General features: G+C 44.8%; 11 protein-coding genes. 1 reads left to right on the top strand and 10 read right to left on the bottom strand.

Features of this window, described 5'->3' with window-relative positions:
• Window positions 1-45: 45 nt before the first annotated feature.
• Both F3J22_RS27450 and F3J22_RS27445 read right to left on the bottom strand, forming a co-directional pair.
• Complete coding sequence (locus F3J22_RS27450) at window positions 46-2,367, bottom strand: M1 family metallopeptidase (protein ID WP_167021177.1); 2,322 nt, start codon at window positions 2,365-2,367, stop codon at window positions 46-48.
• A 19-nt stretch (window positions 2,368-2,386) separates the two neighbouring features.
• Window positions 2,387-2,965 (bottom strand): HupE/UreJ family protein, encoded by a 579-nt coding sequence (locus F3J22_RS27445; protein ID WP_167021176.1) that lies wholly within the window; start codon window positions 2,963-2,965, stop codon window positions 2,387-2,389.
• Window positions 2,966-3,034: 69 nt separating this feature from the next.
• On the opposite strand from F3J22_RS27445, the gene F3J22_RS27440 reads away from it, so the two are divergent.
• Window positions 3,035-3,523, top strand: a complete 489-nt coding sequence (locus tag F3J22_RS27440; RefSeq protein WP_370459475.1) for a DUF6702 family protein — start codon at window positions 3,035-3,037, stop codon at window positions 3,521-3,523.
• Between the two features lie 548 nt (window positions 3,524-4,071).
• On the opposite strand, the gene F3J22_RS27435 is transcribed toward F3J22_RS27440, so the two are convergent.
• From F3J22_RS27435 to F3J22_RS27400, 8 genes are all read right to left on the bottom strand, one after another.
• Window positions 4,072-4,599, bottom strand: a complete 528-nt coding sequence (locus F3J22_RS27435; RefSeq protein ID WP_167021175.1) for a hypothetical protein — start codon at window positions 4,597-4,599, stop codon at window positions 4,072-4,074.
• Window positions 4,600-4,759: 160 nt separating this feature from the next.
• A complete protein-coding gene (locus F3J22_RS27430) occupies window positions 4,760-6,052 on the bottom strand; it encodes a phenylacetate--CoA ligase family protein (protein ID WP_167021174.1) in 1,293 nt (430 codons plus the stop codon).
• Window positions 6,053-6,080: 28 nt separating this feature from the next.
• Window positions 6,081-6,458: a holo-ACP synthase gene (gene acpS / locus F3J22_RS27425; protein WP_167021173.1), complete on the bottom strand. Its 378-nt coding sequence runs from the start codon at window positions 6,456-6,458 to the stop codon at window positions 6,081-6,083.
• A 5-nt stretch (window positions 6,459-6,463) separates the two neighbouring features.
• Entirely contained in the window at window positions 6,464-8,182 is a 1,719-nt protein-coding gene (locus tag F3J22_RS27420; RefSeq protein WP_167021172.1) for a C45 family peptidase, read from the bottom strand.
• Complete coding sequence (locus F3J22_RS27415) at window positions 8,160-9,683, bottom strand: NAD(P)/FAD-dependent oxidoreductase (RefSeq protein WP_167021171.1); 1,524 nt, start codon at window positions 9,681-9,683, stop codon at window positions 8,160-8,162. The genes F3J22_RS27420 and F3J22_RS27415 overlap by 23 nt, the downstream gene beginning before the upstream one ends.
• Window positions 9,670-13,545 carry a trifunctional MMPL family transporter/lysophospholipid acyltransferase/class I SAM-dependent methyltransferase gene (locus F3J22_RS27410; protein WP_167021170.1) on the bottom strand — a complete coding sequence of 1,292 codons (3,876 nt, stop codon included), beginning with the start codon at window positions 13,543-13,545 and terminating at the stop codon, window positions 9,670-9,672. Before F3J22_RS27410 ends, F3J22_RS27415 begins: the two co-directional genes overlap by 14 nt.
• Window positions 13,546-13,548: 3 nt before the next feature.
• Window positions 13,549-14,766, bottom strand: coding sequence for a DUF2062 domain-containing protein (locus tag F3J22_RS27405; protein WP_167021169.1), 1,218 nt, complete (start codon window positions 14,764-14,766; stop codon window positions 13,549-13,551).
• Window positions 14,767-14,770: 4 nt separating this feature from the next.
• Window positions 14,771-15,130: a 3-hydroxyacyl-ACP dehydratase gene (locus F3J22_RS27400; RefSeq protein WP_167021168.1), complete on the bottom strand. Its 360-nt coding sequence runs from the start codon at window positions 15,128-15,130 to the stop codon at window positions 14,771-14,773.

The raw sequence follows: 15,130 nt of genomic DNA, 5'->3' as shown, positions 1-15,130 counted from the left end.
CCCGTCTCTATGTAGAAACGGGCTTATCTAGTATATCAAACGATATTAGTTCTTTGCTTTCTTCATCGGGTTATCTCCTGTGCTTGCACCGCGTACTGTGTTAGCGGCTTTAAACAGTTCGAACTGAGAAGGTGCCATCTGACGTGGCCAGGTGTTATTGCTTTCGTCGATATCAGCGGTTTCACGCTGTGGATCGAGTTTTACCGATACTACCTGTTTGTCTTTCGCAAATACTTTGGTGATCTCAAATTCATTTTTTCTCCAGATATACACCGGAATTCTGTCGGTTTCCTTCGTACCATCGGCAAAAGTCCACTCGAGGATAACCGGCATTACCAGCCCACCTTTGTTGCTCAGCGTTACTTCGTAGAAGTTCTTTTTGCTGTCGTAGAGTTTTTTCTCTTCCGGTGTCAGGTTATTCACATATTGCTGGTAGGCTGCTTTATCTTCATTGGATACGGCAAAACGATCGTATTTGCTGTAGAAGTCCTGCAGACTTGTATCCTGGTCCACGGTATATTTCACACCTGCTTCTTTATTGCGGCGGCGTGCTACGTGGTCCATGTTTTTGTCGTAGGCTGTTTTCGCGGTAGCGTTGTTTTCAGCAGGATTTTTAGAATCCATACGGAACCATTTCACGGAATCAAGCGAGATATCGCAAGGCTCCGTACCGAAGAACCATCCGCGCCAGAACCAATCCAGGTCTACTGCTGAAGCATCTTCCATGGTACGGAAGAAATCAGCAGGTGTAGGATGTTTGAATGCCCAGCGGCGTGCATATTCACGGAAGGCAAAATCAAAGAGATCACGACCCATTACAGTTTCACGGAGTATATTCAGACCAGTAGCCGGTTTAGCATATGCATTAGGACCAAAGTTGATGATATTCTCAGAGTTGGTCATGATAGGCTCCAGCTGATCTTTAGGCATCTTCATATAATCCACGATCTTGTGGGCAGGGCCTCTGCCGGAAGGGAAATTGCTATCCCATTCCTGCTCGGCCATAAACTGACAGAAGGTATTGAGGCCTTCGTCCATCCATGTCCACTGACGCTCGTCGGAGTTAACGATCATCGGGAAGAAGTTGTGACCTACTTCGTGGATGATAACACCGATCATACCGTTTTTAGTTGTTTCAGAATAGGTACCGTCTTTATCGGCACGGCCATAGTTGAAACAGATCATCGGATATTCCATACCATTAGCCGCTTCTACTGAAATAGCAGATGGGTAAGGATATGGAATGGTATGTTTAGAGTAAGATTTCAGTGTATGCGCAACTACTTTGGTAGAGTAGCGGCGATATAAAGGATACGCTTCCTTACCGTAATAAGACATCGCCATTACCTTGTTGCCTTCTACATTGGTAGCCATAGCGTCCCACACGAGGCGGCGGGAAGATACCCAGGCGAAGTCACGCACATTAGATGCTTCGTATACCCATGTTTTCTTCGCATTGGCATGACCGGTGATTGCTTTGTTAGCCTCATCGAGGGTAACTACTTCTACCGGTTCCTTGCTGGTTTGTGCCTGCTGCCAGCGCTGGTATTGTGCAGGCGTCAGTACTTCTTTATAGTTCTGGCATTCACCGGTACCACCAACCACATGGTCGGCAGGTACGGTCATGCGTACACGGAAATTACCGAAGGTCAGGGCAAATTCTCCGGAACCGAAGAACTGTTTGTTCTGCCATCCCTGGAAATCAGAATATACTGCCAGACGTGGGTACCATTGGGTAATGGTATAGAGGTAGTTTTTATCTTCCGGGAAATATTCAAAACCACCGCGGCCGCCGATGGTCATACGATCCGGGATATTATACCACCAGTCTACTTTGAAGCGGTATTTTTCACCAGGCATGAGTGGTTTAGGCAGGTCGATACGCATCATGGTATTGTTGATGGTATAGGTAGCTGCTTTACCGTCGGCATCGGTTACTTTAACGATTTTAACGCCGAGGTCTTTATCTTCTTTCAGGATGCTGTTAACGCCGGCCATTGTCATCTTATCAGACATACGGCTGGTATTGATACCTTGTAATTCGCTCTTGGCGTCGTGCTGGTTTTCATCCAGTTGCAGCCAGATGTAGGTCAGCGGATCCGGGGAGTTGTTGAAGTAGGTGATGGTTTCAGCACCGGTGAGGCGCTGTTTATCGTCGTCTATTTCAGCGGCGATTTCGTAATCCGCGCGTTGCTGCCAGTATTTAGGTCCTGGTGCACCGGAAGCAGAGCGGTACATGTTGGGTGACTGCAACATGGTGCCGAGTTGTTCGAAGCGATTACCATGGTTGGAGCCCGGATTGTTCTGTGCGTGCAAGGCAAAGTTGGCGGTGCACAGCATTCCGAGCAGGAATAAACTTTTTCTCATAAACGGTATTAAATACTCTTTAAAACATAGATTTTGCTCCGTCGATCACCATTACGAGGGCGATCCCGAAAGCGCCGGATGAAATACACATATTCCAGTCGCGACGTTTCACACCGGAAAGGTTGACAAAAAGACCTGTTATCAGTAATATAGCCATTACAATTACGATCTGCCCGCATTCGAGTCCGAGGTTGAATCCCAGCAGCGGCCCCACGATGTTTGTCTGTGAGCCCAGCATGCTTTTCAGGTAGTTGGAGAACCCAAGACCATGGATTAATCCGAAAAACAAGGCATAAATATAATTTAACTGTACTCTTTTCGGTTCACTGTCTTTGCGTATAATATTACTTAACGCAGTTATACATATCGTTACAGGTATCAGAAATTCTATGATATCACTTGGGATACGAATAATATTCAATACGCTGAGTGCCAGTGTGATAGAATGTCCGATGGTGAAGGCGGTAACGAGTATCAGTACTTTCTTCCAGTCTTTCAACAGGTACATGGCACACAGTGCGATTATGAATAATATGTGGTCATAGGCGTCCCAGTTGATAATGTGCTGCCAACCCAACTTAAAATACAAACCATCCATTGCACTACTTTTGACTAAATTTGGTAATTATAGTCTGAAAAAGTTAAACTTTTACAAATTTTTTGTCCAGTGGGATTATTGTTATGTAAATGGTGGCTGGCTTTATGGATGACAACCATGCATCCTTTCTATGCCAGTGTCACAGAAATCACCCATGATGCGGGGAAAAAGGAATTACAGGTAAGTACCCGGATTTTTGCCGATGACCTGGAAAATACGCTTAAAAAGCAGTTTAAAACTAGTTTTGACATTGCGAAGCCAGCTAACCGTAAACAGGTGGAAGGATTTATCGCGACCTATCTCTCCCAGCACCTGATCATAAAAGCGGATGGGAAAGTGATCCCATTACATTTTATCGGATATAAGATAGAGGAAGATGCCGTATGGAGTTTCCTCGAAGCAGAAGGCGTGCCGGCACCTAAAAATGTGGAAGTAAGAAACGATGTGCTATACGAACAGCATAGTTCACAGATAAATATGATTCATGTGATTGTAGGAGGTAAAAGGCAGAGCACAAAGCTGGATAATCCGGAGATGGTGGCGCAGTTTAAATTCTAGCGCATCAGAATTTCCTTGACCAAAAGCTAAATGGTCGTTTACGTCTGTTAGGCGGCCATTTCATGATCTTACCTGTGGCCTTATGGACTCTAAAAATCATGCTTATAATCATCTTATCCTTCCTGGTATATTTATACCTCTGTGAGCCAGCGTAACCAGGTTCGTAATCATCATAATTTCGTGGCGCTACACCTTTTATATTTTTGAATTCCATAGCCGCAATTTACAGATGTTCATACCATTATAAATCGCTGAATGAAACAGAATAAGCGATCTAAAAAGTGAATGAAAAGAACAGATCATTTTGATTCTGGGAATAAAAAAAGGTTAATCGGATGATTAACCTTTTCTATTTTTATTGATTATTGAATTTCCTTGACCAACGGCTAAGTCGGCGTTTGCGTTTGCGCGGTGCACCTATAACATACCTACCAATTGATTTGCATATGCGAAAATAATTTCTAAAAAATTCAAGATCTTTTTCCGTTGTTGGAGCAACCGTACCCTCAAATAAATCCGGATCTATTGTTCGGCCCATAAAGTACAATTTAAGTGGGAAAATATTTATTAATTAGCGTTTGTGCTGCCTCTTCAAATATAACCATTTTTTGGTCCCTAAAAATCACTGCATTTAAAGTTTCAATATAATGTTCAACTAAATTAGTTTTCGGTGTAAATAATATAACACCATTATATCCATGATCTAATGACAGCTTGCAAACATAAGCAACAAGATTACCAGCTACACCCCGATATTTCTTTTTCTTTCCTATGTTAGCAGGAGCACTTTCAATTGTATGCATTATAAAATGATCATAGTTAGGTCTACAACTAACTACTCCTTGTATTATCTTTTCTTTGCCAGCTATCACTAGCTTATATACCTGTCTGTCCGCATAACCATATTCTATTGACCAGTCAAACTTCCAACCCTTCCGCATTTGCAGTCGCTTTAAATCCTGCTCCTCTAATTTCAAAATTTTTGTCTCATAACGAGTATCCGTCTTACAACAAACAATGCTATCCGTAAGACCATCAATTTCTATATCTATTTCGTGTGGGGGATTAATAAACATGCCCACAAAATTACCCGGCACCAGCACCCAAAAATCCCCGAATGAAAATGAACAACCCCTTCATTGCTGAACGCAATGAACGAATCATTATGATAACATCATTAAACGAAAAATCCCTTTGCCAGCAAGCAAAGGGACCATTTCATTATCGCTAAAAAATTTATTTCCTGTTATCTACAAACTTCACCGGCTTCCTGCTATTCTCCGGAAACAACAACTTCATAATCTCTCCCTGACTACAATATTTTATCTGCGGAATCACACGCAGCTTTGCCTGTAAATAGGAACGTATCTTCCTGTCCATCTCCTCCGATTCTTCCAGCGGCCACAAATGCAGCAGTATCTCATCAGTGCCCAGCTCATTGGATTGCACCTCTACCACAAACTCACGCACCTCACCCATATCATTCAGCAAATCAAACAATGCCGGCGGATATAAAGTAGTTCCTTTAAACTTCAGCATCTGCTTCTTACGGCCTATCACCGGCGACAATCGCAACGTCTGCCTGCCACAGCTGCAAGGCTCCGGATAATAACGGCAGATATCTCCTGTCTTGTAACGCAGCAGGGGCATACCTTCTACACCAAGAGTAGTAATGGTTACCTCACCATCCTGGCCAGGGCCCACCGGTTGATTGTTATCGTCCAGCAACTCTATGTACAGCAACTCAGGATGATGATGCCCACCCTGCCCTGCTTTACACTCTGTAAACGCTGTCTGCATTTCTGTTGACGCATAGGTCGAATAAAGCTGTATGTTCCACTGCTCTGTAATCTTCTTCCCTAACACATTCAACGAAAAATCTGTATTACGTATATTCTCTCCAATACAAACTGCTTTTTTAACAGAGGTACTGTTGATATCTATGTTATGTTCTTTGGCGTAAGCGATCAGCTTCACAAGGAAAGAAGGCACGCCCACAATGGTGGTAGGCTTGATTCTTTCTATGTTCTCCCACTGCATGCCTGGCACGCCCGGGCCTACACGAAGCACACCTGCACCGAGTTTACGGATACCGTTATAATACGCCATACCAGCCATAAACTGACGGTCCAGCGTCAGCATCAGCTGAAATATATCACTGTCGCGGCCATCGGCACAGCTGAAAGAAATGTACTCATTATAGGTAAGCCGTTGCAGGTCTTTCTCTGTTAAAGCGATGATCACCGGCCTTCCCAGCGTTCCGGAGGTGGTGGTATACTCCGCGATCTTACTTTTATCTACACATAAAAAATCCCAGTTATGCTCCTGCAACGCCTCCTTGGTAACCGGCGGAATTTTATGCAGGTCATCCAGCGATGTAATGGCATCTGCCTGAATGTTATGTTGCTTAAACCAGTCTTTATAAAATGGCGAGAACTGTTGCAGATAACCGATCATATGCAGCACTTCCTTTTCCTGGAAGGCCCTGATGGCTGCTGGCGACTGTAACTCTATATCGGGTATGAACATAGTAATACTGTTATGGTTAAATGTACGGCTATCCCTCCAGGACAACCATCGCAATGGCATTGTTTTTTTCGTGCGACAACGACACCCATACCTGCTTAATCTGCAAGCGCTGGTATGCTTCTTCTGCCCCATTGATTAAAAACAATGCAGGTTTTCCGTACGTATCATTACGGATTTCTATCTGATCAAAATTTATATTGCCATTGCCCCAACCTGTTCCCAAGGCTTTTAAAAGCGCTTCCTTGGCGGCAAAACGCGCGGCATAAGAAGCGGCCGGTTTCGCCTGTTGCTCGCAATATTCAATCTCAAAAGGGGTAAATACAAGATTCCGGAAACCAGTACCCTTAGCAAGCTTACCTGCTATCCTGTCTATTTCCACGATATCTGTACCTATACCTATGATCATAATAACTATTTTTTCTGTAATGCTTTCTCTGACAACTCCAGCTGCTTGCGGATATGGTTCTCCTCTCCCTTCGTAGCGATTACTTTGGTAAGCGCAGTTTTGTAATATCCTTTTGCTGCTGCAAAATCTTTATGCTTATAGGAATAATCCCCTGCCAGCACATAAGTATGGTACCACTCAGGATTCAATGCCACCATAGCTTTCAGGTCTACTGCCTTACCGTCAGACATATCCTCACGTAGCTGATGGAATGCTTTCCAGTCAGCATAATCTTTTGTTACCAGGAAACTATCTGCAGGAATGGTCAATGCCGAATCATATACTTCATGGTTCGAATCCAGGCCATGCATACTGAATATTTTATTCAGGTCATAACCCACGAATTCGCCCATCTGGAAAGGCGCTGTAGACACCCACACCAGCTTTTTCTTCGGTTCAAAAACGATGGCGTGGTGTGCAATAAACTGGTTAATTGCTTTCTCATTGCCCATACCAATGTTTGCATCATGCAGACCCCTTCTGTCACGAAGGATGTCAACCGTTTTCTGAACGGTGTTAGGCCCGTTGCGCTTCATCAGTTCTGTAAGGCGCTGATAGCGGTACGCAGAGGCGCTTTCAGCAACCTGCAATTTATTTGATGCCAGCACGCGCAGGGAGTCGCCCTGGAAGTGATTGGTACAGGTAATGAAATGTTCATTGGTACTATATCTATCCATGCCGGTAGGTGTTTTTTCAATCACCACGGCTTTGTTATCGATGGCACTACCTATCAGGAACGATTCAGAAACAAACATTTTACGTTTGGAGGCAATGGCCCAGGCTTCGTCTATCGTTCTGGCATATTGCAGAATCTCTCTTGCCACGAGTGACACCGGCGTAGCGGCCCCGAAAGGCACGTCTGTTCTGGCGGCATTGATGGTCACGGTAAGTCCCTGATCGTTCATACCGGAAACAACGCCTGTAAACCCGCCCCAGGTAACAAACATAAAGTTGTAACCCTTCTCCGGATGATAAAACACCACCATCTTATCTTCGGCAAACTTATCTCCCATATAGAAGTCAAAGTTGCGGCCTATGATCAGGTTGCTGTCTGCCGACTGCTCATCCCAGGTGGCAAAGGAAGTACATCCTACCAGCGCCATTCCCTGCAAGGCATGCCCGATATCATGTGCAGCATGATAGTTCATCAAACGCTCATAGTTACTGCCGATATAGTCGTAGTTGGGAGAGGCAGAAAAAGATTCTCCATAGATTTCTTCCTGGAATTCTGCTGCTACATTCTCTGCCAGATGCCTGTTAAAGAATCCGATAAAATATTTTAAAAAATGACGATAGAAGTTAGATGGGATCATTTTACTGATCTGTGCGATAAAATTATCCTCCTGACGAATGATCAGCTCTTTGGAGAGCTTTCCATTTGCAACGCCGCGTTCAAAGGGCGCGCCTTCCACGTACATTTCATAGAGTCCGCTGTTGCTGTGCCTGAACCAGTTATTGCCCAGTGTATAGGCGCCTGGCGCTATTTCTTTACGTTCCAGCTTCAACGCATCGGTATTGGCGATCTTCGGCGGGTCTATTTTACTTACCACTACCAGATATATTGCCAGTGCAATAAACAGCACCAATATCGTTCCGAATATCCATAGCAGCGCCCTGCCGAGTTTCCTCCAGCCGCTGCGTTTCTTCTTCCTGTTTGCTGTACTATACGTCGTTTGCTGATACATTGTTAATTGCTGTTACAAGATGTTCCATACCCAGGAATTCCGATGCCGTAATCACACTGCTCATCGTCACTCCCAAAATTCCATGTAAGTTCAGGTTTTGACCTGTAAGATACAAATTAGCCAGCTTTGTACGGGATGACACCATCGTACGCAGTGGTTCTTTACTGTCCTTCAGTACGCCATACATACTGCCATCCCCTGTACCGATATAATCGCGGTAGGACAATGGGGTGGCTACATAATAAGACTGTATACAATCCCTGAAGCGCGGAAAACGCTTTTCCACACAGGTTATCAGCTGGTCTGCCTTCGCTTTTTTGAAGTCCTCATACGCAGCTCCCCTGCTGTCGGGTTGTAATACGGTATTGAAAGTATGCTGCCATGGCTGTAATTCATCATAATGCATATACGTCATTATGCTCAGACTATCGGCCCATACGTCATTCTTCGAGCTGGCAGATACATACATCGCGTATGTTTCAGGCCAGGTTCCAGTCTGATAATGAATACCTGCCCATGCATCGTCGGAGGCATGGTAATAGTAGTTATGGTTGAGATAAGGGAAAGTACCCGGCTTCAAGGCCACATTCAGTACAAAGGCGCCGGTAGAATTTTCGAGCGACTGCATCCTGTTGCGATAAGCGCCACGAAGCATATCACTTTGCGTCATAGCCGTTGTCTGCGCGGGATGCAGGTTAGAAATAAAATGATCTCCCTTCACCTTTTTTCCATCCTGTAGCAGGATATGATCTACTTTATCACCCTCACCTACTATGGCGGTTACACCATTGTTACGGATGATTTCACCACCATTCTCCATGATACGGCGGCCCAGCCACTTGGCAATCTGAGAACCTCCATCCACACATTTCCAGGAACTGTTCATATAGCTGTTGACCACCAATGCATGTACATACAACGGCGTTTTAGCAGCCACACCCGCATAGAGCAGGTTGTTTCCTGCCAGCACATTCCGTAACCGCGTATTGCCGGTAAGTTCCTGTAAATACTCGGCAGCATTGAAATGCAGCACACTCCTTTTTTCTTCATAGTCGCCAAGGCGAAGATTGTACAAAGGGAACTTGCTACATACTTCTTTTATCTTTTCATAATAGGCATGGATAGCGGCTTTCTCTTCCGGAAAATCCTTTACCAGTGTGGAGATAAAATTCTCTTTTCCCTGTGCCAGCTTATATACTTTAGCATCGCCGCCAAAGGAAATGTGGTCGAAACCATCCATATCCATGCGTTTCAGCTTCAGCTTGTCCAGAATACCCAGGTAATTGAAAACCTTGTACAGGTTCTCTCCCGGCGCCAGTCCACCGATATAGTGGACACCGGAATCAAAGATGACTTTGTCCCGGGAATAGGTCTGCAAACAACCACCGATCTGACGGTTTTTTTCGTATATGCGTACCTTATAACCGTTCATGCTCAGTATAGCACCGGTTACAAGGCCACCAAGACCACTACCGATTAGTATGACCTCATTGTTGTGCATACATTTTTTGGGGGGATTTACGGATAACAAATATGACGTTAGATGTATAACGGGTATTGTCTATTTCTTCTGCTACAGCTCCATATTTCCGGATGATATTTCGTATACCCGATGCCGAAAGAAAGGTTAAACCTGTTCTTCCTGTTTTATTGAAACCAAAAACTTTTGTACTTAATACTTCTGTAAACTTAGTGCCTTCGTGGCGTTGCTTCCTGTCGGCATCGCCGTCACGCAAAACGATGACGCCATTATCCGTCAGGGCATTGATACACTGCGCCAGCACCTGTTCCTGCTCTTCTTCATTCAGGTAATGCATGACATCACTCAATATAAATGCATCCTGTTTTTCCAGGGTAATATCTGCAATATCAGCACAGATAAAATGCACATTACCTGTTTTTGAATAGTTATGTTGTGCAGTAACGATTTTATCTTCATCGTGGTCGATACCGGTTATCTCACGCTCCGGCGACAACCAGGCCAGCATATACGACATAAATCCATATCCACAGCCAATATCCATGATCTTACCGCGTTTCGGCAGCAGCTCATGGAACTGTTTATAGTTGCCTTCCATGCGCGTTTTGATACGCATGTACCATTCCAGCACAGGCCCTTTGTAGATGTAGTTATAGGTCAGTTGCTCCCGGAAGTACTTCGGTGTTTCCTTTTCTTTCCGCAGTTGCTCATACTCTGCTTTAAAGTAGCGGCTGATAGTTTTCGTACGTGCGCTGTAGTTTTCTCCCCAGCTGATGTCTTCCTTTGTAATTCTTGGCAGGTACTTCACAGTGATTTGCCCGTCTTTCAGCAGAAAGTCGCCCTTCTGCATCGTATAGGCGGTACCGTGTATTACGATCGGTAATATATCCAACCCTAATTCCTGTGCAATGAAAAACGCGCCCTTATGGAAACGCTTGATACCAGGATCAGCACTACGCGTTCCTTCCGGATATACCATGATGGAATACCCTTCTTTCACGCGGTCACGCAACTTTTCAATAGCCCCCTCTGCACCATCGGCCACGGGGTAATAGTCTGCCAGCCGCACTACCGACCCGAACACCGGCGATCTCCACACCCATTGATTGGTGAGCAAAATTACCTTCGGATGCAGCATCGTTGATACCAGGATATCCAGGAAAGACTGGTGGTTGGAGATAACCACCGCAGGTGTATCCAGGTTTTCATTCAATGGGTTAATGATCTTCTTACGCACATTACCCATGATATATATTACAGAACGGGTATACGCAGAAAGTAGTTTATGGTACAGCAGCTTGCCCTTCTCTTTATTGAATGGGTTCAGGCGGATCAGTATCCAGCCTATGCCTGTCATGAGAAAGCAGCCCAGTGTGAAGTAAGTAAATGAAAATATCGTTACAAATAAACCTTTCAACGTCCACGGTGCAAAGCCTTTACTGGTACGTTTGGTAATCAGCCAGTTGAAAAGCACCGGTATCATTACCTGTGAAATCAGTACCACCGTAGTAATACCAATAATGGAAATCAGGGCAATAGACTTCAGCGAAGGATGCTGTGCAAATATGAGTACACCCAATCCAAGAATAGTGGTAAGTGCGGAAAGGAAGATGCTTGACTTGAAAGAAGAAATGGTTTTCTTGCCGGTCTTGTATTCCTGCAACAACCCATCCATCATGAATATGCTGTAATCATCTCCCAAACCGAAAATAAATTCTGAAAGAATGATATTTACAATATTGAATTTGATACCAAACAACCCCATTATTCCCAGTATCCACACCCAGCTGATGGCCATCGGCACAAAGGTGATCAATGCCAGCTCAATGCGGCCGTAGGAAATCAGCAAAGCAGTAAATACCAGTAAGGATGTCATCCAGGCAATACTTTTAAACTCATTCCTGATCACCTCCACCAGCCTGTTTGCAGCGTATTGTTTGTCGAGAACAGTGGTATGCGGATGCTTGTCCAGCGCATCATATACTTCCTGCTTATGTGCCGGGTCTACCTTTAAGAGTGTCACCAGGGAAGTATTGCCATTGCGCTGCATGATATAATCTCCCAATGATCCACTCTTAATAATATCAATAGATTCCGGGGAAAGTATTTTATAATCTTCAGATAACAGCTGATCAAATTTATCGAAAGCGGTAGCGCTAAAGCCTATTTCTTTTCCGTGGGTGCGAAGGTAAGACAACACCTCCTGCTTCTTTTGTGGCGTCCAGTAAGCATTCCAGCGGGCTATACGCTCCTGCTGCTCTTTGGCAGATAACAGCAACGACTGTACGCCTGCTACCTTCTTAATAACTCCTTTTTCCTGTAGCTCATGAATCACCGGCATCAGCTGCTCTGTATGTTCCAGCGCTGATTCCATGTTGTCGCCATCAGACACAACGTATACGGATTGCGCTACATAGGCATTGACCGCATTCAGGTGTGCTTCTGATTTCTTCAGCTCCGGCGACATGAAATTCATACGCATCATGTCACTTTCAAAGCTCACGTTACCGGCCGTAAAGAAGAAAAATACCGTCAGCACAACAATCCCGCCTACCAGCCACTTATTTTTCTCCGGCTTGTAATCGGCAATTTTATCGATCCAGTTTTCTTTATGATGATGAACAACATCCTGCTTATGTCCAATTACAACCCAGTGCGGAAGGAATATCAGGGAGAACAACGCTGCACCTATCAAACTCAACGCTGCAAACAATCCTATGTCATGCAGCATCGGTGACTTTACAAATTGAAGGCATAAAAAGCCACCCACTGTAGTGAAACTACCCAGCGTCATTGGCATTGCCAGGTCACGGATCACCTCCCGCACATTACTGGTATGACGGAAGTGATTAAAGACGTGCAACGAGTAATTCACCGCAATACCCAGTACCACAGAACCTGCGCCCAGCGCCACCACAGAGATATGCCCCTTAATGATATATACCCATGCCAGTGAAAACAATGCACCGAAAACTACCGGCAACATAATTACTACCGGTGCGCGCTTCTTCCTGAAAAACAGTGCTATCAATGCTACCAGCAGCAATACAGTAATCCCCTGCGTGAGCATGGTATCCTGCCGTAACTGGCTGGCATTCCCTGCCGAAACAGCGGTTCCACCAAAATAGGATGCATATACACCAGGATATTCCTGCTTTAAGGTGTCCTGGATCTTATCCACACCCGCCAGGAACTGTGTATTTACTTTTGTCGCCGTTGGCGGATTAGACGGTGTAATAAACACCATCAGATGACGATGGTCTTTCGTCATCACATAATTATCATATAACTCAAACTGATCATCTGCCTGCAATTGCTGTAATTTCTTTACACCAATCCAGGAAATCCCTACAGGGTCTACCTGTATCATCTTCTTCAACACCAGTCCGGCCGGAGATATCAGCGTATTATAATCGTATTGTAATGACTTTTGCAAGGTATCCGGCTGTAGCAGCTGGTCAATTCTTGCATAGTCTTTTTCTTCCAGAAAAATCGGAAGGTTCGTTTGTATCAGCTGCATCAGGCCCATAACCGTGGAGTCCTGCACCTGTGCCTGAATATTTTTTATATAGGGAGATAAATTAGTATTTGCTTTACTGGTGAAGGCCGCCGCATAGGCAACCAGGCTATCAGGTTGCGCCGGCCCGGCACTATCTTTTTGTGAGATAGTCAGTATCAGCTTGTCTGCAAATTTAGAATCCTGGAAAACCTGTTGTAGTTTATCCAGCTTCTTATCCTGCGGTAATATTTTGGTAATGTCTTCTTCCAGCTTTACCTTACTGGCGAAAAAGCCTGCCAGCAGGAAACTCAGGACAGTGGCGATCCATAGCCATGTTTTATGGCGTTCAAAAAAATTATATATCGCTACGAAGAGAGTACTCATTTTTTATTGTTCCTGAAAATCCTGAAGAGGTTTCTTTTTTCTGAATATGGATAAAACGGCCAGACTCACCAGCCACGATAAAATTCCGGCAGCAACTGCCAATGTGCATGCGCCCAGCACGTACTGCAGGAGATTCTCCATGGCAGTTTTTTTCATCTGCGCAAGGCTCTGCCCCAGGAAAATCAAATCCTTGGAAGACTGCCCCAGATACATCTTTCCGGTGATAAAGCTGGCATATAATACCAGCACCGTCAATGGCGGTGTACTGATATGTGCAGCCAGTACCACCAATGCTTTATTTAATTTAAATTTTATTGATAATAATATCGCTACCAGCAGCTGAAAGCCCCAGATAGGCACTATTCCCATAAATACACCAAAGCCTATCGCTGCTGCCTTCTTACTATTACTTTCTGTCGGGTTCAGCACTTCCTCTTTCCACATACGCTTCCAGTTATCCCATTTGGAGAGATAACGGATAACGTCCCTCGGTTTGATATATATCAGTGTAATGAATACCAATACGGTGTTCAGCACAGAGATACGGGAGAAATCGCGGAAAGGCCTGAAATGCGAAACGCGCTCTTCTGCCGGCGGATAATAGACCTTAACCGGCGCCCAGTCTATCTTAATTCCTTTCCAGGCGCTACGTACCAGTACTTCTATCTCAAATTCATATTTGGTGCACCAGTATTGGCTGTTTCCCATTCTATGCAAAGGATACAAGCGGTAGCCAGACTGCGTATCAGGCATTTTCAGCCCTGTTTCCACATAAAACCAGAAGTTGGAGAATTTATTGGCAAAAGTATTTTTTCCCGGCATGTTCTCCTGTTGCAGGTTTCGGGCGCCTATCACCAGCGCATCCGGATCTTCACTGATCTTATTCAGTAACACCGGAAGGTCGCTCGCAAAGTGCTGCCCGTCTGCATCCATGGTGATGACATAGTCGTAGCCCTGCTCTTTGGCATAGCTAAAGCCCTTGCGCAACGCTATTCCCTTACCACGGTTAGGACTATACGAAACTAGCTGTACAGAAGGGTGTGATACCAGCACCTCAGCAGTATGATCGGTAGCGCCATCGTTTACCACAATTACATGATGGGTATAGGTCAGCGCGTCCTTTATCACTGCCCCCAGTGTGGTGGCATTGTTATAAGTAGGAATCAGCACCGCCACGCGGTGCTGCTCAAATAATTCGTTATGTGTAGGTGTAGCGGACATGCAATTAATTAAACAGTCCCTGGAACTTCATAAAGGTCATATCGTCGCGCTTCAGCACTGCTGTCACTTTCAGACCTGCCTCTTCTTCTTTATACTGTACCTGAATATCTACTACCGGCGTTTTACGTGGATCGATCATATTCATGAATTTCATATTGGTCGCCTTTTTCAGCACGGCTTTGCGTGAAATGGCAGCACCCAGAAACTCAGTGATCGTCTGTATCATACAAACACCAGGTACCACTGGCTGCTCAGGAAAGTGGCCACCAAAAATCGGGTGTGAGCCGTTAAATTCAATGGTTGCATTTACCTGTCCTGGTTCCTGCTGTTGTGCTATTACAGTATAAAAGTTACCTGCTAACAT

This window comes from Chitinophaga sp. Cy-1792, assembly GCF_011752935.1.
Taxonomy (GTDB): domain Bacteria; phylum Bacteroidota; class Bacteroidia; order Chitinophagales; family Chitinophagaceae; genus Chitinophaga.
The sequence above is the reverse complement of the archived record's forward strand: the minus strand, read 5'-3'. Positions and strand labels throughout refer to the sequence as shown.

What these genes read in the sequence shown, in the direction of transcription:
- F3J22_RS27450 (WP_167021177.1), bottom strand. Translation starts at nt 2,367, where the DNA reads ATGAGAAAAAGTTTATTCCTGCTCGGAATGCTGTGCACCGCCAACTTT.
- F3J22_RS27420 (WP_167021172.1), bottom strand. Translation starts at nt 8,182, where the DNA reads ATGTATCAGCAAACGACGTATAGTACAGCAAACAGGAAGAAGAAACGC.
- F3J22_RS27435 (WP_167021175.1), bottom strand. Translation starts at nt 4,599, where the DNA reads ATGTTTATTAATCCCCCACACGAAATAGATATAGAAATTGATGGTCTT.
- F3J22_RS27410 (WP_167021170.1), bottom strand. Translation starts at nt 13,545, where the DNA reads ATGAGTACTCTCTTCGTAGCGATATATAATTTTTTTGAACGCCATAAA.
- acpS (WP_167021173.1), bottom strand. Translation starts at nt 6,458, where the DNA reads ATGATCATAGGTATAGGTACAGATATCGTGGAAATAGACAGGATAGCA.
- F3J22_RS27405 (WP_167021169.1), bottom strand. Translation starts at nt 14,766, where the DNA reads ATGTCCGCTACACCTACACATAACGAATTATTTGAGCAGCACCGCGTG.
- F3J22_RS27430 (WP_167021174.1), bottom strand. Translation starts at nt 6,052, where the DNA reads ATGTTCATACCCGATATAGAGTTACAGTCGCCAGCAGCCATCAGGGCC.
- F3J22_RS27400 (WP_167021168.1), bottom strand. Translation starts at nt 15,130, where the DNA reads ATGTTAGCAGGTAACTTTTATACTGTAATAGCACAACAGCAGGAACCA.
- F3J22_RS27445 (WP_167021176.1), bottom strand. Translation starts at nt 2,965, where the DNA reads ATGGATGGTTTGTATTTTAAGTTGGGTTGGCAGCACATTATCAACTGG.
- F3J22_RS27415 (WP_167021171.1), bottom strand. Translation starts at nt 9,683, where the DNA reads ATGCACAACAATGAGGTCATACTAATCGGTAGTGGTCTTGGTGGCCTT.